This window comes from Nonomuraea salmonea (assembly GCF_042428605.1).
GTDB classification, from domain to species: Bacteria; Actinomycetota; Actinomycetes; order Streptosporangiales; family Streptosporangiaceae; genus Nonomuraea; species Nonomuraea salmonea.
Genome location: NZ_JBHMCF010000013.1, coordinates 56,971 through 81,587, shown reverse-complemented (window position 1 = coordinate 81,587; position 24,617 = coordinate 56,971). Strand labels below are relative to the sequence as shown.

The 24,617-nt window shown below is 70.3% G+C and carries 21 protein-coding genes; 10 read left to right on the top strand and 11 right to left on the bottom strand.

Annotation, left to right across the window (positions count from 1 at the left end):
• Positions 1-101 precede the first annotated feature (101 nt).
• From ACFFR3_RS18280 to ACFFR3_RS18260, 5 genes are all read left to right on the top strand, one after another.
• Entirely contained in the window at positions 102-935 is an 834-nt protein-coding gene (locus tag ACFFR3_RS18280; RefSeq protein WP_379483490.1) for a S1C family serine protease, read from the top strand.
• Complete coding sequence (locus ACFFR3_RS18275; protein ID WP_379483489.1) at positions 932-1,936, top strand: AAA family ATPase; 1,005 nt, start codon at positions 932-934, stop codon at positions 1,934-1,936. Before ACFFR3_RS18280 ends, ACFFR3_RS18275 begins: the two co-directional genes overlap by 4 nt.
• 6 nt (positions 1,937-1,942) lie before the next feature.
• Positions 1,943-2,887 carry a DUF58 domain-containing protein gene (locus tag ACFFR3_RS18270; RefSeq protein ID WP_364377293.1) on the top strand — a complete coding sequence of 315 codons (945 nt, stop codon included), beginning with the start codon at positions 1,943-1,945 and terminating at the stop codon, positions 2,885-2,887.
• Positions 2,888-2,918: 31 nt separating this feature from the next.
• Positions 2,919-3,869, top strand: a complete 951-nt coding sequence (locus tag ACFFR3_RS18265; RefSeq protein WP_379483488.1) for a VWA domain-containing protein — start codon at positions 2,919-2,921, stop codon at positions 3,867-3,869.
• Positions 3,870-3,941: 72 nt separating this feature from the next.
• Positions 3,942-5,000 carry a VWA domain-containing protein gene (locus ACFFR3_RS18260; RefSeq protein WP_364377289.1) on the top strand — a complete coding sequence of 353 codons (1,059 nt, stop codon included), beginning with the start codon at positions 3,942-3,944 and terminating at the stop codon, positions 4,998-5,000.
• Here the strand turns inward: ACFFR3_RS18260 and ACFFR3_RS18255 are convergent.
• Together ACFFR3_RS18255 and ACFFR3_RS18250 are read right to left on the bottom strand one after the other, a co-directional pair.
• On the bottom strand, positions 4,997-5,380 hold the full coding sequence (locus ACFFR3_RS18255) for an Hsp15 family ribosome-associated heat shock protein (RefSeq protein WP_345390874.1): 384 nt from the start codon (positions 5,378-5,380) through the stop codon (positions 4,997-4,999). The two genes, ACFFR3_RS18260 and ACFFR3_RS18255, sit on opposite strands and share 4 nt — an antisense overlap.
• Before the next feature lie 4 nt (positions 5,381-5,384).
• Positions 5,385-6,872: an aromatic amino acid ammonia-lyase gene (locus tag ACFFR3_RS18250; protein WP_379483487.1), complete on the bottom strand. Its 1,488-nt coding sequence runs from the start codon at positions 6,870-6,872 to the stop codon at positions 5,385-5,387.
• Between the two features lie 62 nt (positions 6,873-6,934).
• On the opposite strand from ACFFR3_RS18250, the gene ACFFR3_RS18245 reads away from it, so the two are divergent.
• Together ACFFR3_RS18245 and ACFFR3_RS18240 are read left to right on the top strand one after the other, a co-directional pair.
• Positions 6,935-8,485 (top strand): NAD(P)-binding domain-containing protein, encoded by a 1,551-nt coding sequence (locus ACFFR3_RS18245; protein WP_345390869.1) that lies wholly within the window; start codon positions 6,935-6,937, stop codon positions 8,483-8,485.
• Complete coding sequence (locus ACFFR3_RS18240) at positions 8,475-9,896, top strand: class I adenylate-forming enzyme family protein (protein ID WP_379483486.1); 1,422 nt, start codon at positions 8,475-8,477, stop codon at positions 9,894-9,896. Before ACFFR3_RS18245 ends, ACFFR3_RS18240 begins: the two co-directional genes overlap by 11 nt.
• A 51-nt stretch (positions 9,897-9,947) precedes the next feature.
• Here ACFFR3_RS18240 and ACFFR3_RS18235 read toward each other — a convergent pair whose 3' ends face one another.
• The 7 genes from ACFFR3_RS18235 to ACFFR3_RS18205 form a co-directional block, all read right to left on the bottom strand.
• Positions 9,948-10,637 (bottom strand): hypothetical protein, encoded by a 690-nt coding sequence (locus ACFFR3_RS18235; RefSeq protein ID WP_345390859.1) that lies wholly within the window; start codon positions 10,635-10,637, stop codon positions 9,948-9,950.
• Positions 10,638-10,757: 120 nt separating this feature from the next.
• A complete protein-coding gene (locus tag ACFFR3_RS18230; RefSeq protein WP_379483485.1) occupies positions 10,758-11,558 on the bottom strand; it encodes a hypothetical protein in 801 nt (266 codons plus the stop codon).
• A 64-nt stretch (positions 11,559-11,622) separates the two neighbouring features.
• On the bottom strand, positions 11,623-12,906 hold the full coding sequence (locus tag ACFFR3_RS18225) for an HEXXH motif domain-containing protein (RefSeq protein WP_364377279.1): 1,284 nt from the start codon (positions 12,904-12,906) through the stop codon (positions 11,623-11,625).
• Positions 12,903-14,141, bottom strand: coding sequence for an FxsB family cyclophane-forming radical SAM/SPASM peptide maturase (locus ACFFR3_RS18220; protein ID WP_379483484.1), 1,239 nt, complete (start codon positions 14,139-14,141; stop codon positions 12,903-12,905). The genes ACFFR3_RS18225 and ACFFR3_RS18220 overlap by 4 nt, the downstream gene beginning before the upstream one ends.
• A 6-nt stretch (positions 14,142-14,147) precedes the next feature.
• A complete protein-coding gene (locus ACFFR3_RS18215) occupies positions 14,148-15,779 on the bottom strand; it encodes an nSTAND1 domain-containing NTPase (protein ID WP_379483483.1) in 1,632 nt (543 codons plus the stop codon).
• 10 nt (positions 15,780-15,789) lie between these two features.
• Positions 15,790-16,662, bottom strand: coding sequence for an SIR2 family NAD-dependent protein deacylase (locus ACFFR3_RS18210; RefSeq protein WP_379483482.1), 873 nt, complete (start codon positions 16,660-16,662; stop codon positions 15,790-15,792).
• A gap of 83 nt (positions 16,663-16,745) precedes the next feature.
• Positions 16,746-16,907: an FxSxx-COOH-like cyclophane-containing RiPP peptide gene (locus ACFFR3_RS18205; protein WP_345390832.1), complete on the bottom strand. Its 162-nt coding sequence runs from the start codon at positions 16,905-16,907 to the stop codon at positions 16,746-16,748.
• 102 nt (positions 16,908-17,009) lie between these two features.
• Here ACFFR3_RS18205 and fxsT point away from each other — a divergent pair, with 102 nt between their 5' ends.
• On the top strand, positions 17,010-19,586 hold the full coding sequence (gene fxsT / locus ACFFR3_RS18200; protein WP_364377270.1) for an FxSxx-COOH system tetratricopeptide repeat protein: 2,577 nt from the start codon (positions 17,010-17,012) through the stop codon (positions 19,584-19,586).
• Positions 19,587-19,655: 69 nt separating this feature from the next.
• Positions 19,656-20,549, top strand: coding sequence for a LysR family transcriptional regulator (locus ACFFR3_RS18195; protein ID WP_345390823.1), 894 nt, complete (start codon positions 19,656-19,658; stop codon positions 20,547-20,549).
• Positions 20,550-20,555: 6 nt separating this feature from the next.
• Here ACFFR3_RS18195 and ACFFR3_RS18190 read toward each other — a convergent pair whose 3' ends face one another.
• Positions 20,556-21,287 (bottom strand): SDR family NAD(P)-dependent oxidoreductase, encoded by a 732-nt coding sequence (locus ACFFR3_RS18190; protein ID WP_364377268.1) that lies wholly within the window; start codon positions 21,285-21,287, stop codon positions 20,556-20,558.
• A 15-nt stretch (positions 21,288-21,302) separates the two neighbouring features.
• Positions 21,303-22,070 carry an oxidoreductase gene (locus ACFFR3_RS18185; protein WP_345390820.1) on the bottom strand — a complete coding sequence of 256 codons (768 nt, stop codon included), beginning with the start codon at positions 22,068-22,070 and terminating at the stop codon, positions 21,303-21,305.
• 189 nt (positions 22,071-22,259) lie between these two features.
• On the opposite strand from ACFFR3_RS18185, the gene ACFFR3_RS18180 reads away from it, so the two are divergent.
• Positions 22,260-24,602, top strand: coding sequence for a S1 family peptidase (locus ACFFR3_RS18180; RefSeq protein WP_379483481.1), 2,343 nt, complete (start codon positions 22,260-22,262; stop codon positions 24,600-24,602).
• The last annotated feature ends 15 nt before the right edge of the window (positions 24,603-24,617 follow it).

Here is a 24,617-nt window from a genome sequence, read left to right as displayed (position 1 = left end):
ACGCCTACCCCTACGGAAGTCGCCTAACCAGGAGGTGGTTCTCATGAAGTTCTCAGGCGAAGTTTGTAGCACTTTCGCCTGAGATTTATGACTATGGGGCGATGGAGCGTGTGCCGCAGGCGGACCGTGCGGCCACCGACGTCAACGGGGCGCAGGCGGAACAGGCAGCCCAGGGGGCCGGGGCCGGGAAACGCGTCCGGTGGATCGTCGCCGCAGGTGCGGCGCTGCTGGTCGTCGCGGTCCTGGCGTACGCGCTGGGCAGCGTCACGGGCGGAGCCGAGCAGGCCGCGCCGAGCCCCAGCCCGACACCGTCACCAAGCGCCACCCTGACCGTGTCCGACGTCTTCGAACGCGTCGGCCCGTCAGTGGTGGTCGTCCAGGCGGGCACATCATTCGGCACGGGAGTGATCGCGGCCGACGACGGCACGATCCTGACCGCGCACCACGTCATCAAGGGCGCGAAAGAGGTCACACTCCGCTTCGCGGACGGCACCAAGGCCAAGGCGGCGGTCACGTCGGAGAACCCGAAGCGCGACGTCGCCACGCTCAAGCCCGCGAAGCTGCCCGAGATCCTCGTCCCCGCGACGCTCGGCGGCGGCGTGACCGTCGGCGCGCCCGTGATCGCGATCGGCAACCCGCTCGGCCTGACGTACAGCGTCTCCACCGGCGTCGTCTCCGGCCTGAACAGGACCGCCGACCGCACCTCCGACGACGGCGACCTGAACGGGCTCATCCAGTTCGACGCCTCCGTCAACCCGGGCAGCTCCGGCGGCCCCCTCCTCGACGCCCGCGGCCTGGTGATCGGCATCGTCGTCTCGATCGCCGACCCTGGAGGCGACGAGGCGTTCGCCGGGATCGCGTTCGCGGTGCCGATCGGCGCCGCACTCGGCGGCGACGACGGCGACGGCCCGCCCGGCCAAGGACTGCAGATATGACGCGAAGGGACCCCATGACCCCGATGGAGCCGGGCCAGGCCCACCCGCTCGAACAGGTGCTGTTCGAGGTCAAACGTACGATCGTCGGACAGGACGTGCTGCTCGAACGCATGGCCGTGGCGCTGGTCGCCGACGGCCACCTGCTGGTCGAGGGCGTGCCTGGCCTGGCCAAGACCCTCGCCGTACGCTCGCTCGCCGCCGCCATCGACGGCAGCTTCCAGCGCGTGCAGTTCACCCCCGACCTGGTGCCCGCCGACCTCGTCGGCACCCGCGTCTACCACCAGCATTCCGGCGAGTTCAAGACCGAGCTCGGCCCCGTGTTCGCGAACCTGCTGCTGGCCGACGAGATCAACCGCGCCCCCGCCAAGGTGCAGAGCGCCCTGCTGGAGGTCATGCAGGAGCACCAGGTGACGATCGGGCGTGAGACGTTCCGGGTGCCCGAGCCGTTCCTGGTCATGGCGACGGAGAACCCGATCGAGTCGGAGGGCACGTACCCGCTGCCCGAGGCGCAGGTCGACCGGTTCATGATGAAGGTGATCGTCGACTACCCGGCCCAGGCCGAGGAGCAGGCGATCGTCGCGCGGGCGCTGCGCCCGCCCGAGCCGCCGCAGCCGATGCTGACCACCGGCGACCTGATGGCCATGCGGGAACGCGCCCGGCAGGTGTACGTCGACCCGGCGATCGTCGACTACGCGGTCCGCGTGGTCACCGCCACCCGCTCCCCGGCGACGGCCGGGCTCGGCGAGCTGGAACGGTACGTCACCCACGGCGCCAGCCCCCGGGCCTCCATCGCGCTCGTCACCGGGGCCAGGGCACTGGCGTTCCTGCGCGGGCGGGACTACGTCCTGCCGCACGACCTCGCCGAACTCGCCCTCGACGTGCTGCGGCACCGCCTCGTCCTGTCGTACGAGGCGCTCGCCGACGACATCGACCCCGACACGATCGTCACCAGAGTGCTCGGAGCCGTCCGCGCGCCCGACGTCGTCCTGCAGAACCGCTGACCCGCCATGGCAACCGCCCCAGAGAAACTCCTGCTCCGCCTGGAGTGGAAGGTCGTCCGCAGGCTCGACGGCCGGCTCCAGGGGGCACACCGCACCACGTACCGGGGCTCCGGGATCGACTTCACGGGGCTGCGGGCGTACATGGAGGGCGACGACGCCCGCCACATCGACTGGAACGTGACCGCGCGGCTGGACGAGCCGCACCTGCGGGTGTTCACCGAGGACCGCGAGCTGACCGTGTGGCTCGTGCTCGACCGGTCGGCCTCGATGGCGGCGGGCCGGCCCGGACGAGCCAAGCACGACGTGCTCGCCGAGCTGGCGCTGGTCCTCGCCCGGCTGTTCGGGCGGGGCGGGAACCGGGTGGGGGCGCTGTTGTACGACACGGGGATGCTGCGCGTCGTGCCACCCGGCACGTCCCGCAGACACGCCCTCCGCATCGCCGCCGAACTCGACCGCACCGCAGAACGCGCCTCCGACGGACGTCGCGGCGGCGGACGTCGCGGCGGCGGACGTCGCGGCGGCGGGCGGAGCGGCGGCGCGACCACTGACCTGGCCGAGATGCTGGACGCGGCCGGACGGCTGGCCCGGCGCCGCGCCCTCATCCTCGTCCTGTCGGACTTCATCGGCGAAGGCGACTGGGAACGCTCACTCCAGCGCCTGGCCCGCCGCCACGAGGTGGTCGCCCTGCGCATCGTGGACACCGCCGACGACGTCCTTCCTGAGGCCGGCCTGATCGTGGTCGAGGACGCCGAGACCGGCGAGCAACTCGTCGTGGACTCCGCCGACCCCCTGCTCCGCGTCCGCTTCCGCGAGGCAGTGGCGACCCGCGACGCCGGCCTCACCGCGGGCATGCGCCGCGCGGGCGTCCCCGTGCACCGCGTGGAGACCGAACGCGACCTGGCCGAGACCCTCGTCGAGGTCGTCGCCAAAACCAGGGACCGGCGCTCATGACCGGCCCCGCGGCACCGGTGGAGGAGGTGTCATGACGCTGTCCTCGCCGTTGTCGCTGGTCGTCGGGTTGCTGGTGACGGTGGCGCTCGGCTGGGCGGTCGTCGTGTCGGGGCGCCGCCGCAAAGCGGCGCTCGCCGCCGCAGGGGTCGCCCTGGCCGGAGGCAGGCGTACGTCGTTCGGCGCCGGGCTGACGATCGCCGGCGTCGCGGTGCTCGCGATCGCCACCGCGGGGCCGACGGCCATGGTGCCGGTGCCGCGTACGGCGGGGACGGTCATCCTCGCCATCGACGTCTCCAACAGCATGGGCGCCGACGACGTGGCCCCCACCAGGCTGGCGGCGGCGCAACGGGCGGCCCGCGCGTTCGTGGCGGCCCAGCCGGACAGCGTGGACATCGGAGTCGTCGCGTTCGAGCGGGGCGCGCTGACGACGGCCCGCCCCGACGCCGACCACGCCAAGGCGCTCAAGGCCATCGACCGGCTGAAGGTCGCCGGCGGCACCTCGCTGGGCGCGGCCATCGCGGTCTCGCTGACGGCGATCAGCGGCGAGCAGGTGACGATCGACAAGGAGGGGAAGGTACCGGACATCGGTTACTGGCCGTCGGCGACGATCGTGGTGTTCTCCGACGGCCAGAACCAGGGCCAGGGCCTCGACAAGGCCGCCGAGGTGGCGCAGACGGCCGGCGTCCAGGTGCACACGGTCGGCGTCGGCACCACGGCGGGCGCGACGGTCAAGGTGGACGGCTACAACCTGCAGACCTCGCTGGACGAGGAGACGCTGACCAAGATCGCGCAGACGACCGGCGGCGACTACCACCCCGCCTCCGACGCCGCCCTGCTCGACGGCGTCGCCGACACCATCGACCTGCGGCTCACCGTCTCCGACGAGCCGCTGCCTCTCGCCGGCGGGCTGATCTGGCTCGCCCTCGCGCTGCTCACCGCGGGAGCGGCGCTCACCGTGCTCCGCTCTGGACGGGTGATCTGAATGCTCATGAACCGGACGTCCTGGCAGGTGATCTGAATGCTCATGAACCGGACGCCCTGGCAGGTGGTCTGAGTGACGTTCTCATGGCCGTGGGCCCTGCTGTTCGCGCTGGTCATCCCGCTCATCTTCGCCGTGCGCTGGTGGGCGCTGCGCCGCCGACGGCGGGCCGCCGTCCGCGTGACGTCGATCGCGCTGGTCCGCACCGCCGTGCCGGGGCGTACGCGGTGGATCAGGAAGATCCCGCCGGCCCTGTTCGTCGCGGGCCTCGCGCTGCTCGCGGTCGGGGCAGCGAGGCCGCAGGCGGAGGTGCCGGTGGCGCAGCGGTCGGCGACGATCCTGCTGGCCCTCGACACCTCGGGCTCCATGTGCTCGACGGACGTGGAGCCCAACCGCCTGACCGCCGCCAAGAAGGCGGCCGCCGAGTTCATCGAGTCGCAGCGCGGCGGGCCGCGCATCGGGCTGGTGACGTTCGCCGGCACCGCGGGCCTGCTCGTCCCGCCGACCGACGACACCGACGCGCTGATCAAGGCGATGGACGACCTCACCACCGCCCGCGGCACCGCCATCGGCCAGGCCATGCTGGCCTCGATCGACGCGATCGCCGAGGTGGACCCGTCCGTCGCCCCCACCGGCGCGACCCCGCCCGCCGGCGACGCGGGCGACGCGGGTTACGCCGCCGCCGCGATCGTCGTGCTCACCGACGGCGCCAACACCCAGGGCGTCGATCCGCAGACCGCCGCCCAGGAAGCGGCCCTGCGGCACGTCCGCGTCTTCCCGATCGGCTTCGGCACCACCACGCCGTCACCCATGGTGTGCGAGAACTCGCAGTTCGACGGCCGTGGCTTCGGCTCGTGGGGCGGCTGGGGCGGGGGCGGCTTCGACCGCGGCCGCAATGTCCGCATGATCGACGAGCCGGCCCTCAAGCAGATCGCCGAGACGACCGGCGGCTCGTACCACCGCGCCGAGAACGCCGACGAGCTGGAGACCGCCCTCGACTCGCTGCCCGGCGCGTTCACCGTCGTCCGCGAGAAGGTGGACACCGCCGCCGGCTTCGCGGCCGGCGGGGCGCTGCTCGTCGGCTCCGCCCTGGCGCTGTCGCTGTGGTGGAACCGCCCCAGGGCGACCCGCTAGTCCCGCCGTCCCAGCAGCTTCTCGATGCTGCGGCGCTCGCGCTTGGTGGGACGGCCCGCGCCCCGCGCGCGTACGGCGACCGTCACGGCCTCCTCGCGCGGCGGCGGGGGAGGGCTCTTGTCGACGTAGCACTCGGCGGCCACCGCCGCGCCCACCCGCTTGCTGATGATCTTGGAGACGACGACGATCCGCTCGCGGCCGTCGTGCCGCAGCCGCACCTCGTCGCCGGGACGGATCGCGTGGGCCGGTTTGACGCGTACGTCGTTGACCCGCACGTGACCGCCCCGGCAGGCGTCGGCCGCGACCGACCGGGTCTTGGTCAGCCGCACCGCCCAGATCCAGCTGTCGACCCGCGCGCTCGGCTGCTGCTCACCTGCCATTCCGTCACTTTACCGACATGGACGCCCCGGTAAGCAGGTCGGCGGCCGCCCGGACGTCGGCGTCCAGCGGCCGGTCCGGGTCGATCGGCGGGATCGCCTCGGCCAGCGCGTCGAGCAGCTCCGCGCAGGCCGGGGCGGTCGGCCGGCGCGCGCCGACGTGCGCGGCCTGCCGCAGCCCCACGGCCAGCGAGCCGCACAGCAGCCGCAGCAGCCCCGCCATGTCGTACGCCCGCAGCGCCGCCTGCGTCCCGAAGGGCACCACGTCCTGGTTGTGCAGGTTCGTCGGCAGGCTCTGCATGCCGGCCGGCACCGCCGCACGCCGCAGCTCGGCGACGAACGCCGTCGTCGCGAGCTGCACGCCCTGCATGCCGTGCTGCCGCCCGGGCCCGGCGGCCAGCATCGGCGGCAGCCCGCCGTTGCGCGCCGGATCGACGAGCAGGTCGAGCTGCCGTTCCGCGAGGTTGCCGAGCTGCGCGACGACCATGGCCAGCACGTCGGAGGCGAACGCGGCCGGCTGGCCGAAGAAGTTGCCGCCGTGCACCACGAGATCGTCGTCGGGGAAGAACAGCGGGTTGTCGGAGACGCTCGACAGGTCGGCCGCGACGACGCCGTCCACGTACCGCAACGCGTCCTCGGCCGCGCCGAGCAGCTGCGGCGAGCAGCGGATGCTGTACGGCTCCTGCAGCGCCCGCGTCCCCGAAGGGCGCACCCCGGCCAGGGTCTTGCGCATGCCGTCGGCGACGTCCGCCGCGCCGCGATGCCCGTACGCGTCCAGCAGCCGCGCATCGAGGAACTGGGGGTCGCACCCGAGCAGGTCGGCCAGCAGGCACGTCAGCGTCTGGACGGCCCGGTGCGCGGCCCGCACGCTCTCCAGCGCGAGCGCAGTCGCGGCGGTGGTGAGCGAGGTGCCGTTGACCAGGGCGAGCGCGTCCCTGCCGTCCAAACCCAGCGGGCTCAGCCCGGCTTCGCGCAGCGCGTCGGCGGCGGGTACGCGCCGGCCTTCCACGTACGCGTGCCCCCGGCCGCGCAGCGCCTGCGTGGCGTAGGCCAGCGGGATCAGGTCGCCGCTCGCGCCGACCGAGCCGTAGCGCGGGACCGCCGGGACGAACGTCGTCCCGAACATCGCCGCCAGCCCGTCCACCACGTGCGCCGACACCCCGGACAGGCCCTGGGCCAGCGACCACACGCGGACCAGCAGCGCCGCCCTGGCCACGTCGAGCGGCAGGTCGGGGCCCTGTCCCGCGCCGAGGTGGGCGAGCGTGTTGTCGCACTGGTCGGCCTCGTCCTCCCGCCCGGCGAACCCGACCAGCGCCCCGAACCCGGTCGTCGCCCCGTAAACCGGGCGGTCCTCCTCCTTCAGCACCTCGCGCAGGTGGCCACGGCCGCGCTCGACCCGGCCCCGTACGCTCGCGTCCACCACGACGGACACGGGAGCCGCGGCGCGGCGGAGATCGGCGGGACACAGCGGGGCGGTGAGTTCGATGTCGCGCATGTCCGGACGATAAGGCGGTAATTCTCAGAATCCTCTGAGAATTCGTCCCTAGCTTCCAGGTCATGGCGCATGATTACGTGATCATCGGAGCCGGACCGGCCGGGCTACAGCTCGCCGCACAGCTGGAACGCCACGGTCATGACTATGTCGTCCTCGAACGCGGGCCCGGGCCCGGCACGTTCTTCACCCGGTTCCCGCGGCACCGCCAGCTCATCTCCATCAACAAGGTGCACACCGGGTACGCCGACCCCGAGCAGCGGCTGCGGATGGACTGGAACTCGCTGCTGAGCGACGACCCCGACCTGCTGTTCACCCGCTACAGCGAGGAGTACTTCCCGCAGGCCGACGACCTCCTCCGCTACCTCGCCGACTTCGCGGCGAAGACCGGCGTGCGGGTACGTTACGGCGTCGACGTCGTCCGCATCGGGCGCGGCGACGACGGCTTCACCGTCACCGACGCCGCGGGACACACCTGGCAGAGCCGCCGCCTCATCATGGCCACCGGCGTCTCCCAGCTCAACGTGCCGCCCATCCCCGGCATCGAGACCGCGGAACGGTACGACACGTTCGACACCGACCCCGCGTCCTTCACCGGTCAGCGGGTGCTCATCATCGGCAAGGGCAACTCGGGCTTCGAGACCGCTGACGCGCTCATGGCCAAGGCCGCCGTCATCCACGTCGCCGGGCCGCACTCGGTCAGGATGGCCTGGCAGTCCCACTACGTCGGCCACCTGCGCGCGGTCAACAACAACTTCCTCGACAGCTACCAGCTCAAGTCCCAGAACTCCGTGCTCGACGGCACCGTGCAGAGCATCGAACGCCTCGACGACGGCCGCTACCGGGTCGTCTTCCGCTACGCGCGTACCGTGGAGGCGCTGCGCGAGCTGCACTACGACCGGGTGATCGCGTGCACCGGGTTCCGGTTCGACGCCTCGGTGTTCGACGACTCCTGCCGGCCCGCGCTGGTCATCGACGACCGCTTCCCCGAGCAGACCTCCGCGTACGAGTCCGTCAACGTCCCCGGCCTGTACTTCGCCGGCACGCTCACCCAGCAGCGCGACTTCAAGAAGGCGACCAGCGGCTTCATCCACGGCTTCCGGTACGGCGCGCGCGCCCTGCACCGCATCCTCACCAGCCGCTACCACGGCGGCGCCTGGCCCGCTCAGGAGCTCGAGCCCAGCCCGGACGCGATCAGCGACGCCATCATCGAGCGGGTCAACCGGTCGTCGGCGCTGTGGCAGCAGTTCGCCGTGCTCGGGGACGTCGTCACCGTCAACGGCTCCGGGCTGTACCAGGAGGAGGTGCCGGTGGCGTACGTCGCCGACGGCGGCCTCGGCCCGGCCAGGCACCGCTTCGTCGTCACCCTCGAATACGGCGCCGACCACGACACCGTGGACCCGTTCGACATCTCGATCCCGCGCGTCGCCGAGAACGACTACGAGAACGCCCACGACGCCAGCTACCTGCACCCGGTCGTGCGCTACTACCGCGACGGCACGCTGACGGCCGTCCACCACCTGGCCGAGAACCTGGAGAACGAGTGGGACCTGCCGGTCGTGCACCGGCAGCCGCTGACCGCCTTCGCCAAGGAGTGCCTGGCCGATGCCGGCTGACCCGTACCCCAGGCCCGTTCTGGACGTGCTGGCCGCCGCCGGGGACCGTCCCGTGTTCGAGCACGAGAACCGGACGGTCTCCGGCGCGCGGATGCTCGGCCTGATTCGCCGGTGCGCGGCGGGCCTGCGCACCGCAGGGCTCGGGCCCGGCGACGGGGTGGCGATGCGGCTCGGCGTCACGCCTGAGGCGTTCGCGGCGATCATCGCGGGGTACGTGGTGGGCGCCCGCGTCGTCGGCGTACGGCCCGGACTGCCCGCCGACCGCCTCCATCACGTGCTGAGCCAGGACATCACCGCCGTCGTCACCGACCAGCCCTCCGGCGGGGGAGACCTGGCGCTCGGGGAACTGCTGGACGCGCCCGACGACGGCTCGCTGGTGCTGTCCGGCCGCCCCGACGACGTCGCCAGGCTCATCCACACCAGCGGCAGCACCGGCCGGCCGAAGGCGTGCGCGCAGACGTACGCCGCCATGAACGCCGCCTGGTTCGCCCGTCCGCCCGCCTGGCCGCCGGCGATCAGGGAGCTGGCCTCCCGCCTGCAGCGCTACCTCGTCTTCGGCACGCTGAGCAGCCTGGTCATGTACGAGTACGGCATCCTCACCCTGGCCGCGGGCGGCACCATGGCCGCCGCCGACCCCTCGTCACTCGCCGACGCGATCGTCAAGCACCGGGCCACCGCCAGTGTCATCACCGTCCCCCGCCTCTACAAGCTGGTGGCCGCCCAGCGCGACACACCGTCCGACCTGAGCACCCTGCGCGCGCTCGTGGTCTCGGGCTCCCCGATCCCGGCGGCCCGGCTGCGGGAGGCCCAGGAGGTGCTGGGCCCGGTCGTCTTCCACGGCTACGGCCAGACCGAGACCGGCTCGATCTCCCTGGCCACGCCGTACGACCCGCCTCCGTCCTTGGGCGTCCCGCCCGACGCCATCGACATCGAGATCAGGAACCCCTCCGGCGAGACCGGCGAACTGTACGTCCGCACCCCCACCCAGGCCATCGGCTACTGGGGCGCCCCGGAGGAGACGGCGGAGGTGTTCGTGGACGGCTGGGTCCGCACTCGCGACCTCGGCCACTTCGACGCCGACGGCCGCCTGCACCTGGTGGGCCGTACGCGGGACGTGGTGATCGTCAACGCCGAGCTGCACTACATAGGCCCCATCGAACGCACCCTGGCCACCTCACCCGACGTGGCGGAGGCCTACGTGACAGCCGCCCCCGACGAGGAGAAGGGCGAGGCCCCCCACGCCTTCATCGTCCCCGCCCCCGGCCGCACCCCCGACTTCGGGGCACTACGTGACCTGGTCCAGGACCGTCTGGGCCCCGCCTGCGTCCCTGCCACGATCACGGTGATCGACGAGGTCCCCACAGCTCCAAGTGGCAAACCAGACAAACGCCTCCTGAAACCACCGAGTTAGCGCCCCGCGTCCAGCACCGGCTGCACATCGATGACCGGCGTCCCATGGTCTCTAGTTACGGCGGTGTTCGATGGAGGCGAGGTAGGTCTGGCTGAGGCCGACCTGGGGCTCTGGTTCCGCTTCCCAGAGGAGGGTGTCGGGCCATGGCGGGATGCGGTGGTCCATGACCCGGTGGATCTGCGTCGGGGTGCGGATCTCCACGGCGTGCGGGGGGATGGCCGCGTCCGAGAACGCGTACGGCGAGGAGGGGCGGTCGGGGCCGAGGCCGCGGGGGTAGGCCTCGGCGGTGTTCACGTGCCACACGCTGGCCCGGAGGGAGAGCGAGTCGACCAGCCAGAGCTCGTAGTCGTCGCGGTGGTCGGCCAGGTGGGCGATGTAGCGCGTCAGTACGGTCTGCGCGACCGTCTCGGCCCGGTCGGCCAGGGTCATCCCGTGGGATTGCTCGCTGGGTGCTGGATACCAGCCTTTGGCGTGCCTGTCGGTGTATTCGATGAGGTAAGCGAACTCGTCGGTCGTCTCAGGCTGCTCCGACGCGCCGAGGTGTTCGGCCGCCTGGGCCGACAGCCGTGCCCACTCGGCGATGCCGGCGTACAGGGCCGCCTGGTGGTTCTTGTAGGGAGCGCCGTCGTCGTCACGGGTGGCGTTCTCATGGAGACGCGGCATGTTCAGCAGGGCCGCTACCTGGTGAAGCTCGCGGGGCGAGATCAGGCGGTCCCGCGCGTCGGTGAGATCGTTCGTCACGGCCTTCAGTTTGATGGGTTGGCAAAAGTACGACGCAGCAAAAGCCCAAAAGATCTTCGAAATTTCTCGGCGGTGGGAGTGGCGTTTATCCCATAGCAGGAAATATCCGGAATTGTGGCTTCAGTGCCGATCTCCGGACTCCAAGGCGCTCTCCGCGGGTGGCAAGGGCAGCGGCTTCGCAGCATGCCAGATCACGTCGAACTGCTCCAGCCAGTACAAATACCACTGCGGCGCATTCTTCCGCGTCAGCTCCAGATGCATCCGCCCGGACGTGGACGTATTACTCACCCCGTGAATCTCCACGATGATGATCCCGTCCCGCTGCAGCGGATTGAACGCCACCAAACTGAACCCGGGGTTATAACCGAAAACCTTGAACTGCCGGCTCCCCGGCGACTGCCACGACGCCATCGCGGCCATCATGCCTTGCGTGGTGCGGATGCTGTCGCCGAGTGATTGCAGCGGATATTCCAGCCCATTGTCGAGCTGCCGGGTGGCGATGTCCAACGCCGCGGTCGCCTCGAGGTCGAGGACCACCATCTTGACGATTCCGTTGTGCCGCTTCAGCACGGTCCCGCCGATCGCCCGGCAGTTCTCATCGGACAGGAAGTTGACCCCAGAAGGAGCGAACATCCAAATTTCCTGGCTGCTCCGCAGCCGATCCTTCAAAGGGGTCTGCTCGAAACCGGTCCGGTCTTCAAGGGCTCTGTCGGAAAGCCGGCCCTCACCCCGAGGCAACGTGATCTGGTGCACCAGAACCCCGACCCCGGCCAGCAACACCGCCCACTTGAACTGATCACTTACCTTGTCCCCGACCAACGTCAGGGCGGCGAAGACGATGGAGAGCAGGGAGATGACGTAGGCGTCGATATTCCTGCGCTCGCGTAAATCCTTGAGGACGCGCCGGGCAGATCGGAGCATGACACCTCCCACTTGATACTAAACCGCGAAGATTGCGGGTGGGCGGTGTCATTCTCCAATTACGTCATTGATTGCGCTCGCGCCACAGCGAACGATGCCGGTCCGCCGCTCCCTCAGCCAGGGCGGCGGCCGCGGCCGGTACGGGTTCGCGTGCCCACTCGTCGAGCCGGCGCGCCATCCGGCTGACGAAGACCTCGCCCTCCATGGTCAGCGCGCCGCTGTCGAGCAGGGTGCCCGCGACCTGGCGCGCCCCGGAACGCCACCTGGCGAACTCCGCGTTCGCCCGGATCGCCGACTCGCCGCTCTCCAGGTGCCGCTGGCGTTCCCAGAAGTCGGTGACGCCGACGTAGGCGTACGTGCCCTGGAGGAGACCGGAGGCGGGACGGGGGTCGGGACGCCACGGCGCGTAGTAGCGGCGGCCGTTGTCGGGCTTGGTCAGGGGCACGACGTCGAGCAGCGCCGACAGCTTGGCGTGCTGGGTCTCGTGGGTCAGCGTGACGGCCAGCGCGTGGGCGTCGGGCGGGGTCGACATGGCGATGCAGCCGAACGTCTCGCGCGAGGTGGCGCTGGCCATCCCCATGCCCTCCTGCGGCGGGGCGAGCGGGGTGAAGACGGTGATCGCCGCCGACACCTGCTTGGCCACCGGCAGGTGGTTGCGTACGAGCAGGCCCCAGCCCTCGTCGAGGAGGTCCTGCCACAGCCGCGCCTCCTGCTCGGTGAGGGGGGCACGCAGGGCGTCGGACCCGGGCATGCGGTGCGGGTGGAGATCGTCGATGAGGACGTCGAGCCGCTCGTCGTCGGCCTGCGCGGACAGGCCGCGCAGTGGCCGCCAGTTCGGCTCGTCGTCGCCGAGCTGGAGGAACAGGCCCTCGGCGGAGACCTCCACGCCGTCGGCCGAGCAGTGCAGGGTCGCGCTGGTGACGCTTCGGCCCACGACGAACTGGCCGAGCGAGGGCAGGTTGATCACGCCGTCGATCGCGGTGACGTCGAGGTCGCACGCGACGCCGGCGCGGATGGCCGCGGCGGCCGCCAGCGCGGACATCTGCTCGGGAGTGTCGAGGGTCTTGGTGGTGTGGCGCGCCCACGCGGCGACGGCGGGGTGGTGCACCACGGCGTTGACCGCTTCGGGATGTGCGGCCTGGATGCCGGCGAGCAGGTCGTAGGCCCGGCGTACCTCGGGCCAGCTGTGATGACCGGCATTGCGCGTCTTTTCGAGCACGCCCCGCAGCAGGAGAAGGTGCTTGCTGCGCTGGGCGGCTTTGAGCTGCTCGACCGTGGCCGTTCCGCCGGCGCCCGAAGCCAGTTCGTCGAAGGCCGCAGCAGGAATGCGGTGCTCTGCGAGGTTCATCTGTGGTCCTTCTGCAGTGCGTGGTAATCGCGCTGGATCGTGTTCTTGATGTGAGTGATGAGCCGCAGCAGGTCGGCGCAGTAGACCGACGGGTTGAGAAAGCCGCTGCCGGGCCGATAGCGATGAGCGTACTGGCCGCCGCCGCACACCCGGCCGACCGCGCAGGCTTTACACGTGTCCGACAGCGCGGACCAGCCGATTTGGCGGGCCGCGATGGACGGCAGCCGCAGAACGTCATCGAAGGAATCGCGCAGGACGTGAAATCCGGTGCTGGGCGCGCCCGGGTAGGCGGATTTCAGGAAGTCCGACTGCTCGATCTCGCCGTCCGTCTCGATGACGACCATGGCGGCGGGGGACAGGCCGATCTGTTCACTGACCGAGCTGCCACCGATGAGGAGGTAGATGATTTCGTCGAACAAACGCACCCTGGCTGGTTGAGCCGGCGCGGAATACCACTGATCGAAGATCGCGATCAGCCAGTCGGCGTAGGGCGTGGCGGGGTCGCCGCCGTCGAGCCCGGGAGGGGGGTCTGACCAGGTGCCGTGCGGAAGCAGCAGGTCGACGGCCGGGGGGCCGAACGCCAGCAGCGCCTGGTACGTCTCTAGGGGGTCGTTGCGCAGGTCGATCGTGCAGAGCAGGCCGCGGAACAGGTGCTGGAACGGCGGCTCGGCGAGCAGTCGCAGGCCGGCCGCGACCTTGTGGTGGCTGCCGCGGCCGTCGGCGGTGCGGCGGTTGCGGTCGTGGTCCTGCTCGCTGCCGTCGAGGCTGACCCCGACCCCGACCTGGTGCCGCTCGAAGAGCTCCAGGTACGTGCGGTCCAGCCGGGTCCCGTTGGTCTGCACGGTGAAGAGGACGTCGGTGCCGGCCGCGCCGCGTACCGTGTCGACCAGCTTGTCGATCTCCTCAGGACGCACGAGCAGGGGCTCGCCGCCGTGCAGGATCACCTCGACCGACGGGAGATCATGAGCGCGTACGTGCTCGGCGATGCGCGCCGCCACCGCGTCGACCACGTCGGGGGCCATGCGCATCGGCCGTGACCGCCAGCTCTGGTCGGCCATCTCGTACATGTAGCAATAGCTGCAGGCGAGATCACATCTGCTGTGAATCTTCAGGATGAATTGCCTGAACGGGGTCGGCTGCCACCCCTTTTCCGCCAGCGCAGCCAGGTCGAGTGTCAGCGGCCATTCGGGCAATGTCTGCCAGCCCGCGGAACGTGCGTCATGGCCGTTGAGCATAATGAATCAGTCCGGTTCGTGAAGCGTTATCCACGCTTGCTGGGCAAGATCTGACGGAAGGCCGTTGATGATCGCTTCGGCGGCCTTGGGCGTGCTCGACCGCTGGAGCGCCTTGGCCAGCGCGATCTGGACGGACACGTCGTTGGGTGCGTAGTCCAGCGCGGTCTTGATGCGCTGGATGGCCTGGACCGAGTCGTTCTGGTCAAGCCAGAGCAGCCCTTCCTTGGTCAGCGCGCGGGCCACGCCGTCGAACCGCTGGTACTCCGAGAAGATTCCGGCCGCCTCCACGCAATACCGCCTGGCGCTGCCGAGGTCGCCGCGGGCGTGCGCCACCCAGGCGAAGACCTCCGCCGCCTCGGCGCGTACCCACGCCTCGTCCACGTCGGCGGCGCGCTCGGCCAGCTCGGCGAGGTGGTGGGCGTGGTCCCAGTCGCGTTCCTCCACCGCCTGGCGGGCCTCCTGCAGGTAAGACTCCGGCGCCTCGTACCTGGTGACGGGGGCGATGAGCCGGTCGTGGGTCAGCTCGTACCAGCGGATGCCGAGCCGTTGCTCGGCGCGGAGGAGGTGGCGGTCCTCAAGGGTGCGCGGTATCGCGTTCGGCATGCCCTCGGTCTCGATGAGTCCCTCGTAGACGGCGTTCCTGGTGCCGTGCTCGGTGATGAACGTCTTGCGCATCCACAGGCGTAGCTTGCTCGCCGGCAGGCCGTGCTCGGCGGCCACCTCGGCCATGGTGCGCCGGTAGAAGGCCGAGAGGAACTCCTCCACCTGGGCGTACAGGAGCGCGTGCTCCTCCGTGATCTCGACGACCTCCGGCGGCAGCGACTCCCACAGGGCGGAGCACACCACCTGGAGCTGGATGGGCTCCACCGTGTCGACCTTGATGGTGGTGGTCTCACCGGCCTCGTTCTCGAAGTGCACTTCGCGCAGGTCGTCGATGAGCAGCTCGGCGGCCTCCGGCGTCATCGTCCTGCCGGTCTGCGGCAGCGGCCCGTGCACGACCTGCAGGGCCTGTTCGGGGCTGAGCGCCTCGAGGTGGAAGCGGCTGCGCGAGCCCTGCCCGATGCGGCGCTCGTGCGGCAGGACGAGGAAGAGATACTCCTCGCGCAGCGCCAGCAGGACGTGCAGGCCGGGGTGCTTCTTGACGGCTTCCGCCAGCTGGTCGAGGAAGACCCTGCGCTCCTTCTCCAGGATCGGCGAGCCGTGGAAGATCTCCTCCGCCTGGTCGATGGCCGCGAGGATCGGTACGGGGTCACCGTAGCGGTCCATCTGCTCGGGCCGGTCGTCCAGGAACTGCGCGATCGTCAGATCCCCGAGGTCCCGGCGGTCCGTCCAGCACGACAGCAGGGCGCGGACGTACGGGTTCCCGCCCCGGGTCGCGGGCTTGCTCATCCGGGGGGCGATGCGCGCCACGGGCAGGACGTCGGCATGTTCGGGATCCAGCAGCGGCAGCACTCCGGCGTGCAGCAGGGACGTCTTGCCCACGCCCGAGGCGCCGTAGAGCACGGTGAGGCCGGCGGCCTGCCAGAGCGTCGCGACCTCCTGCGCCTCCCGGCCGCGGCCGTGGAACAGCGCGCTCTCGTCACGGCGATAGGGACGCAGCCCGACGTACGGTTGCACCTGCGGGTCCGTCACTGGCATGCGACCGTCCTCACATCCTGCTCCGCAGTTCTTCGAAGAACTCCTCGGTACTGCCGATGAAAATCGTGATGTTCCAGCCGTCGAGATATCGCTGGAGGTATTCCCGGGCCCGGCCCGCGGCATCCGCGACGGAGGTGTTCAGATCCGGCATGAGTTGTACGCTGACGTGCCGCCGCCGCATGTTCTGCGGCATCGTCTTGAGCAGCCCGTAGAACAGCACCCGGAAATTCCAGTCGCGCAGGCTGTAGCCGACGAAGAGCAGCGGGCTGACGGTCATGGTGTGCAGCACCGTGCTGGGCAGCGGAGAACCGGCGGACGCGTTCACCTCCACGAGGTTCCCCAGGTAGGTGAGGTAGTCGTCCTCGGTGAGGACGAGTGACCGGGGATCGTTCCAGCGGCCGTGCAGGTGGTAGATCAGCGGCTCTGCCTCGGTCGGTTGCTCGATGTACGGCTTCTCCACCCCGACGTCCCACCACGAGCAGACCTGGCTGACCGGCTTCTTGCGTCCTCCGGTCTCCTGGTGCAGGGCGCGCAGCATGAAGTCGTCGTAGTTGGTGGTGAGAAATGTTTTGATGGGGAATTTCGCCAGCATCGCGTGGGGGTCGGCGTCGCAGACGTCGTCGGACGGCGCGTACTGCTGGAGATAGGTGCAGACCTCGTGCTTCAGCTCCACCGTGTCGCCGCTCACCCATGCCGCGTATTGCATGACCCGGGCCAGGTCATGCGAGTCGGCGAACGGATATTGGTAGCGGTCGGCAAAATATTGGGCGAGCTGGCCGCCTGTTGGTAATCGTCCGAAACTCGCCCCGGCGCCGAGCAGCGGTGTGCAGTCTCCCCGGCTCAGTTGCTTGATCAGCCGATCCCAGTCCGGCTCCCTCAACACACCCGCCCCGACCGTCACCTCGTCTGCCCAAGTCTTCCGTCACATAATTGTTTTGGTTCAGGCTAGAACGTGTCCAGTGAAAGTCAAAGAGCTGATTGAAAACCTGCCACGGGGCCTGAGCCGGCTTCGTCCAGCCGGCGCAGGGCGTATGCCAAGGGGCCGGGAGGCAGGCTGTCAAGGTCGGTCAAGCTCCAGGTGCTCACGTCGATGAGGCCACCGCCGTATTCTGCTTCACTGCTGGTCATGGGCTTTCCTCGGTCCATGAGTCGTGCTAGGTCGGCCTCATCCTCCCACGGCTGTGCGGACGTGGCGAGAGCGGCCCGCCCATGGGGTTCTCCGAGGTCGGTGTGACGTCTAAGCTTCATTCAAAGGCCCGGTCTAGCGGAGGCGGTACTGTGTCGGTTTCGCACCATTCGCCGGATTCTGCGCGCGTGCCTGCCATCTGGGGACGAGTTCCTCAGCGCAACAACAACTTCACCGGCCGCGCCCAATTGTTGCGAAATCTGCACGAAAGCTTGATGTCCAACGTCGCCGCCGTCGTCCCGCATGCCCTCCATGGGCTGGGCGGTGTCGGAAAGACGGTTTTGGCCATCGAATACGCCTATCGCTATCGCAGCGAATACGACCTTGTCTGGTATATCCCCGCTGATCAGCCGATGTTGGTGAAGTCGTCGCTGGCGGGGCTCGCGCGCGAGCTGCGGCTGCCGATCAGCGCCTCGGCGAAGGTCGAGGAGGCGGCGGAGGCGGCGCTCGACGCGTTGCGGCGCGGCGATCCGTACGAGAAGTGGTTGCTGATCTTCGACAACGCCGACGAGGTCGAGGAGATCAACACGATCGCGCCCCGAGGGCCCGGTCACGTGCTGATCACCTCGCGCAACCACAGTTGGCAGGGCGTGGTGCCCACGGTGCCCGTCAACGTCTTCCCGCGTGAGGAGAGCGTCGAGTTCCTCGTCAAGCGGGTCGGCCAGGGCATCACGGAGGCCGAGGCGAATCAGCTGGCCGAGGCGCTGGGAGACCTGCCGCTCGCTCTGGAGCAGGCGGGCGCCCTGCAGGTGGAGACCGGCATCTCCGTCGAGGAATATCTGCGGCTGCTGGACGAGGAGACGACCCGGCTGCTCGGCACCAACAAGCCGACCGACTATCCGCTGTCGATGTCGGCGGCCTGGACGCTGTCGGTGCAGCAGCTCACCGCACGCATGCCGAAGGCGGTCGAAGTGCTCCGGTGCTGCGCGTTCCTGGGGCCTGAGCCGATTCCACGCGACCTCTTCCAGCGGCTGCCCGCCGACTACGCCGAGGGCTCGAAGCTGGCTGAGATCCTCGCCGACCCCATCCTGACCAGCCGCGTCATCCGCGAGCTGGGCCGCTACGCGCTCGTCAAGATCGACTCGGGCAACCGCACGATCCAGGTGCACCGGCTGATCCAGGCACTGCTGCGTGACGACCTCCCCAAGACAGAGCACGCCGCCATGCGGGGTGAGGCGCACCTCCTCCTGGCCGCCGCGGTGGCGTCGTTCGAGCCGGACGACAACGCGGCGTGGCCCCGCTACGCCGCCCTGCTCGGACACGTCTCACCGGCCGGCGTCCATCACTCCAGCGATGCGCGGACCCGGCGGTTCGCGCTCAGCATCGTCCGTTATCTCTACTCCTCCGGCGACTTCAAGTCGGCGCAGACGCTGGTCGAGCTGTTCATCGCGCAATGGCAGGCCGACAGCGGCCCCGACGACTACAGCGTCCTGGCCGCCCAACGCCACCAGGCGATCATCATCAGAGAGCTGGGGGACATCGCGGGGTCGTTCGAGCTCAACCAGCAGCTGATGAACCGCATGCGCGACGTGCTCGGCGAAGATCACGAAGAGACGCTGCTGCTGCGGAACAGCCATGGCGCCGACCTGCGGTTCCGTGGTGACTTCGAGCCGGCGCTGCAACACGACCTCGACTCGTTGGGCCGCCACGAGACCGTCTTCGGGCCTGAGCACCGGCGCACGTTGCGGGCGATGAACAACCTCGCGCTCGACTACCTGCTGCTCGGCGAGTACGACAAGGCCAGCGAGCTGCAGACCACGACCTTCGAGCGGCAGCGCGCGAGCGCGGGCGTCAGCAGCCTGAACGTCCTGTCGTCCTGGAACGGCCTGGCCCGCATCACTCGCTTGCAGGGCCAATATCGTGAGGCCTGCGACCTCGGCGAGGATGCGTACGAGTTCGGCGTCGAGCAGCTCGGCCCCGAGCACCCGTGGACCCTCCGTGTCGCCAAGGACCTGTCCATCGCCAAGCGGCGTGACGGCAAGGTAGAGGAGTCGCTGGATCTCGCTCGCCGCACCTTCGACACGCAGGTGCGCAACACCGGCATGGACCACCCCGACGCCCTGGCCGCCGGACTCTGCCTGGCCAACGCACAACGGGCCTTCGGTGAGGTCGCTGAGGCGCTGGAGCTGCTGGAGGACCTGACGCCGCGCTTCAAGAAGATGTACGGCGACGACCACCCGTTCAAGTACGGCTGCGACACCAACCTCGCGCTGCTGCTGCGGATCAACGGGCGCACGGAAGAAGCGGTCGACCTCGACCGGGCGGCCCGCGAGGGCCTCGACAGGAGGCTGGCGCGCGATCACCACTTCACTCTCACGTGCGCGATCAACCTCGCCAGCGACCTCGCCGCGATGAACGAGCACGAGCAGGCCATCCGGCTGGGCGAGAGCACGCTCGGCAAGCTGCGCGCCCGGTTCGGTATGGACCACCCGCTCACCTTGGCAGGGGCGGCGAACCTGGTCGTCGATCTCCTGCAGCTCGGCGCGCAGCAGGAGGCGGACGAGCTCAAGACCGACACCCTGCAGCGCTACAGGCGGGTCCTCGGGCGCGGCCACCCCGATGTGATCGTGGCGGAGCAGAACAAGCGGCTCGACTTCGACTTCGACCCGCCCGTGCTCTAACCGGACTAAAGGCGCCGGCCCCCGTGTTGTACCCAACGCTTACATGATTACGGGCGGTGGGAGGGGATCATGAGTCTGCGTCAGTACGAGTACGCCCTGGCCGTTGCCGAGGAGGGGTCGGTGACGGCGGCGGCCGAGGTGTTGCGGGTTGCGCAGCCGTCCGTCTCCCAGCAGATCCGCACCCTCGAACGCGAGCTCGGCGTCGCCCTCTTCACCCGCATGCCGACCGGCCTGGTGCCCACCGTGGCGGGGCGGGCGTTCCTGCGGGAGGCGCAGGTGGCGGTGACCGCGGCGCGGCGGGCGCGGGCGATGGCGAGGGCCGGGGCGGACGAGCAGCTGGCCGGTGAGTTGCTGGTCGCGGCGCAGATGGGGCTCGGCGCGCGGCAGTTGCCGAGCGCGCTGGCCGAGCTGCGCCGCCGCTTCCCCCTCCTGGAGGTCACCGTCTTCGAGGAGCCGAACCCGGCCGAGCTCGAACGGCTCGGCCGCCGCGGCGTGCTCGACCTCGTGCTGGTGGCCTCGACGTGCGACGAGGGCGGCGCCGACGCCTACCACCTCGGCGACGAGGAGTTCGTGGTGGTGCTGGGCGCCGGGCACCGCCTGCTCGCCGCGGACCGGGTCGAGCTGCGCGAGCTGGAGGGGGAGCCGTGGATCCGGTTCGACCGGGAGAGCGCGCTCGACGCCGTGCTGCGCGACGTGCTGCGGGACAACAAGATGGCGCCTTCCACGGTCGCGCGTGTCACGCAGACGGCGACGGCCGTGCGCTGGGCCGCCCACGGGCTGGGCGTGACGCTCGTCCCGGCCTCCGCCGTTCCGCACGGGTATGAGCAGCTCGCGCGGCCGGTGTCACCGGTCGTGTCGCAGCCGGTCATCGCCGGGCTCAGGATCGGCGCGGGCCCGGCGGAGACGGCCCTGCTGGAGCTGCTGCAGCAGGAGAGCTGGTCGCGTACGAGCGCTCTGGTTTAGGAAGGGCTAGAAGACGGCGCCGCCCAGGTCCACGAAGAACGTGGTGCCGTTGACGAAGCCGGCACGCGGTGAGGCGAGGAAGTAGATGGCCTCGGCCAGCTCCTCCGGCCTGGCCGTCCGGGGGATGCCGAGGCCGCGGGCCACCGGCTCGTTGCCCTCCTCCCCGTACGCGGCCACCACCCCTTCGGTACGAACGGGCCCGGGCGAGACGGCGTTGACCCGGACGCCTCCGTCCCCGAACTCCTTGGCCCACGTTCTGGTCAGCCCCTCCAGCGCCGCCTTGGACGCGCCGTAGACCGACGCGCCCGCGTACCCCCGGTGCGCCGCGAGCGTGCTGACGTTGACGATGCTGCCCCCGCCTTTGGCGAGCATGTGCGGAACGAGCGCGGCGACCAGGAAGAAGGGGCCGCGCACGTTCGTGGCGAAGATCTCCTCGTACCCCTCCAGGGTCTGGTCGAGGGTGGCGGCGGTGGGGAAGATGCCGGCGTTGTTGACGAGGATGTCCACCGGCCCGCTCTGCCTGGCCAGCTCGGCGACCGAGCCCAGGTCCGCCATGTCGGCCTGGACGTAGCGGACGCTGCCGTCCTCCTGCGCCGCGCGTTGGGCGTCCTTGCCGCGCCGGCCGTCGCGGCCGCTGATGACGACCTCGGCGCCCTCACGGGCCAGCCGCCGGGCGGTGGCGAGGCCGATGCCTGACGTGCCGCCGGTGACGAGCGCGATTTTGCCCTGCAATTCCATGTCGTTGACTACCTCTCAGCCCATCGGGAATTCGCCGCCGTCGACGATGAGATTGCGGCCGATCAAATAGCCCGCCCGCTCGGAAATGAGGAACAGCACCGCGTTCGCGATGTCGTCGGGCAGGCCGTCACGCCCCACCGGCGTGGCGGCGTGGGCGGTGTCGTTCTGGGCCGGGGCTCCGGCCATGCGCGCGGCCACCTCCGCCCACCGCGCCCGGGTCTGCTCGCCGCCGGGCGTGGCGACCCGGCCGGGCGAGACGGTGTTGACCCTGATGCCGTGCGGGGCCAGCTCCAGCGCCAGCCCCCTGCTGTAGGTCTCCAGCGCCGCCTTGGCCGCCGCGTAGTGCAGGAACGACGGCGCCTCCGGGGCGAGGGTGGCGGCCGACGAGACGTGCACGATCGCGCCCCAGCGCCGCTCGCGCATGCCGGGCACGAGCAGCGCGTCCAGCCGTACGGAGGCCAGGTAGTTCAGGTCGAGCGCGTACTGCCACACTTCGTCGGGGATGTCGGCGCTCCCCTCGTACGGCTGCGCCCCGCCTGCGTTGTGCACCACGATGTCCACGCCGCCCAGCACGTCACGCGCGGCGGCCGCGATGCTCTCGGCCCCTGCCCTGGTCCGCACGTCGGCCTGGACGAAACCGGCCCCCTCGGGCGCCGCGCTCGCCGTGGACCGCGCGGTGGTGAGCACCTGGGCGCCGGCGTCCAGGAGCTGCCGTACGACGGCCGCCCCGATCCCGCGCGTTCCCCCGGTCACCACGGCCCGCTTTCCCGCAAGTTCCATCATGTCGTCCTTTCCGTATCAACCGAATGAACGCTACGTCCGGAAAAGAACGAGAAGCAAAGAGGAAATGTCGTTGGCCCCTATAGACGGTTCCTATAGACGGTCCCTATAGCGCGTGGGGGCAGCGAAATGTCCGGTCCATGGCCGGTCAGTGCCCTGGTTCGGCAGGAGAGCGACTTCCAGAATCGTGGCGTGAACCTCCAGCGATTAATCCGGTTATTACCCATCACAGCCCTCGCGCTCGCACTCTGCGCCGTCGCGACGCCGGCCCACGGGGTGCGGGGCGGCGGACAGCCCTCCGACGGCGCGTGGGGCTTCGTCGCGAAGGTCGAGGTCGGCGAGCTGCACTCCTGCAGCGGCGCCCTGATCAGTCCGCACTGGGTGCTCACCGCGGCCACGTGCTTCACGCCCGAGGGCGGGTCCGTCAGGACCGGCGCGCCGCCCCTGCCGACGACGGTGACGCTCACCGGCACGGGCCGCACCGGCACGGGCGCGCGGGTGCTGCCCGCGACCTGGGTCCATCCCCACGACGGCCTCGACCTCGTGCTGGTCAGGCTGGCGTTGCGGGTGGTCGACGTGCCGCCCGTCGCGATCGGCTCCGCCCCCGTCGCGGGGGACGTGCTGCAGCTCGCCGGCTACGGGCGGACCGCGGGAGAGTGGGCGCCCGACCGGCTGCACACCGCGCCCGTCGCGATCGGAGCCGTGGGGGCGGAGTCGTTCGGCTGGAGCGGGGCGAACGGCGCCGACGTGAGCGCCTGCCAGGGCGACGCGGGCGCGCCGATGATCAGGACGGGCGGGAGCGGCCCTGAGCTCGTCGGTCTCGCCATCGGCGCCGGGCAGGGCGGCTGCCTGGGCGCGGCCGCCGACGGGGGACGCGGCGGCGAGGCGCAGCGGACGGACGGCCTGGCGAACTGGGTGCGGACGACCGCGCGGGAGCCCACCGAGACGATGCGGGCGTTCGAGCACGGGTCGGAAGGGTTCGCCGGCTACGACTTCAATGACGCCAGGGACCAGGCGGTGGCCTTCGACTACGACCACTCGGGCAAGCAGGACCACCTGCTGTTCTACCGGCCGGGCGGGGAGCTGGCCAGGATCGTCAAGCGGGGCGCGGAGGGCGCCTGGGCGCCGGTCTTCACCTCCACGACGGGCATCGGCGGCTACGACCTGAAGAACGCGGCCGACCGGATCGTCCCCTTCGACTACGAGGGGACGGGCAAGCTGGACCATCTCGTGGTGTACCGGCCGGGCGTCGGCACGATCCACATACTCAAGCACGGCAGCGGCACCACGTTCACGCCGGTCTTCACCTCGACCCACGACGGCATCGGCGGGTTCACCCTGAAGGACGCCCGCGACCAGGTGGTGGCCTTCGACTACGAGGGGACGGGCAAGCAGGACCACCTGCTGCTGTACCGGCCGGGGGCGCAGCTGGTCACGATCGTCAAGCGGGGCGCGGGCGGTGCTTTCACGCCGGTCTTCACCTCCACCACGGGGATCGGCGGCTACGACCTGAGGGACGACCGCGACCGGATCATCGCCTTCGACTACGACCATTCGGGCAAGCTCGACCACCTCGTGCTCCATCGCCCGGGTGTGGAGATCGCGTGGATCCTGGAGCGCGGCTCGGGGGCCTCGTTCAGGGCGGTGTTCCACAGCTCGACCGGCATCGGCGGCTACGACCTGAAGAGCTCGGCCGACCGGATCATCGCCTACGACTACGACGGTTCGGGCAAGCTGGACCACCTGCTGCTCTACCGCCCGGGCTCGCGTACGGCCTGGATCCTCGCGCATGAAGCGGGCAGCTCGTTCAGAGCCGTCTTCCACAGCTCGGCGGGCATCGGCGGGTACGCGCTGGAGAGCCCCGCGGACCGGATCATCGCCTTGGACGGCCTCGGCTGGGGCACGCAGAACCAGCTCTTCCTCTACCGGCCGGCCAGCAGGATCGCCTGGATCGTCAGCCGCAGCAACGGCTACCTGATACCGCGCAACATCGTCGCGTACCCCGTGCACCGGCCCGACTCCATCCTGGAGCGTTTCGCCTACCCGGCGACCTTCCGCCACGACTACGGCGGCACGTCCGGCCAGACCGACTGGGGCACGGCCGCGGCCGAGGCGAAGAACTTCGAGCTGCTGTCCGGCAACGGCGGGATCATCTGGGTCTCGTGCAGCACGCCGTCGGAGGACGGGGTCGGCACGCTCAAGGTCTTCCCGGGCCTGATCAACGGCGAGGGCCAGGTCGGCGAGCCGTATCTCGGCGTGACGGCGGTGTGCTTCAAGATCCTGTCGCCGGGCGGGTACGTGAAGCTGCGCATCCCGAACGTCCAGGAGGTCCAGGGCGACAGCCGCGCACCAGGAGCCGGCCACGACGTGGACGCGACCGTGCGGCACCTGGCGACCGGCACGGAGCGCACCAAGCGCGTCGAGGCGGACGAGAGCGAGCAGTTCGGGCGTACGGACCCCCTCTGCGACGAGAGTCACCCCGACTTCCCGGACAACTGCCGCGAGACCCTCCTCGAACTGCGGGTCGTTCGCTGAGCACCCGGCCGGCCG

Excerpts from the sequence above, each read along its gene's own strand:
- ACFFR3_RS18280 (WP_379483490.1), top strand. The coding sequence starts at position 102 with ATGGAGCGTGTGCCGCAGGCGGACCGTGCGGCCACCGACGTCAACGGG.
- ACFFR3_RS18275 (WP_379483489.1), top strand. The coding sequence starts at position 932 with ATGACGCGAAGGGACCCCATGACCCCGATGGAGCCGGGCCAGGCCCAC.
- ACFFR3_RS18270 (WP_364377293.1), top strand. The coding sequence starts at position 1,943 with ATGGCAACCGCCCCAGAGAAACTCCTGCTCCGCCTGGAGTGGAAGGTC.
- ACFFR3_RS18265 (WP_379483488.1), top strand. The coding sequence starts at position 2,919 with ATGACGCTGTCCTCGCCGTTGTCGCTGGTCGTCGGGTTGCTGGTGACG.
- ACFFR3_RS18255 (WP_345390874.1), bottom strand. The coding sequence starts at position 5,380 with ATGGCAGGTGAGCAGCAGCCGAGCGCGCGGGTCGACAGCTGGATCTGG.
- ACFFR3_RS18250 (WP_379483487.1), bottom strand. The coding sequence starts at position 6,872 with ATGCGCGACATCGAACTCACCGCCCCGCTGTGTCCCGCCGATCTCCGC.
- ACFFR3_RS18245 (WP_345390869.1), top strand. The coding sequence starts at position 6,935 with ATGGCGCATGATTACGTGATCATCGGAGCCGGACCGGCCGGGCTACAG.
- ACFFR3_RS18240 (WP_379483486.1), top strand. The coding sequence starts at position 8,475 with ATGCCGGCTGACCCGTACCCCAGGCCCGTTCTGGACGTGCTGGCCGCC.
- ACFFR3_RS18230 (WP_379483485.1), bottom strand. The coding sequence starts at position 11,558 with ATGCTCCGATCTGCCCGGCGCGTCCTCAAGGATTTACGCGAGCGCAGG.
- ACFFR3_RS18225 (WP_364377279.1), bottom strand. The coding sequence starts at position 12,906 with ATGAACCTCGCAGAGCACCGCATTCCTGCTGCGGCCTTCGACGAACTG.
- ACFFR3_RS18220 (WP_379483484.1), bottom strand. The coding sequence starts at position 14,141 with ATGCTCAACGGCCATGACGCACGTTCCGCGGGCTGGCAGACATTGCCC.
- ACFFR3_RS18215 (WP_379483483.1), bottom strand. The coding sequence starts at position 15,779 with ATGCCAGTGACGGACCCGCAGGTGCAACCGTACGTCGGGCTGCGTCCC.
- ACFFR3_RS18205 (WP_345390832.1), bottom strand. The coding sequence starts at position 16,907 with ATGACCAGCAGTGAAGCAGAATACGGCGGTGGCCTCATCGACGTGAGC.
- ACFFR3_RS18195 (WP_345390823.1), top strand. The coding sequence starts at position 19,656 with ATGAGTCTGCGTCAGTACGAGTACGCCCTGGCCGTTGCCGAGGAGGGG.
- ACFFR3_RS18190 (WP_364377268.1), bottom strand. The coding sequence starts at position 21,287 with ATGGAATTGCAGGGCAAAATCGCGCTCGTCACCGGCGGCACGTCAGGC.
- ACFFR3_RS18185 (WP_345390820.1), bottom strand. The coding sequence starts at position 22,070 with ATGATGGAACTTGCGGGAAAGCGGGCCGTGGTGACCGGGGGAACGCGC.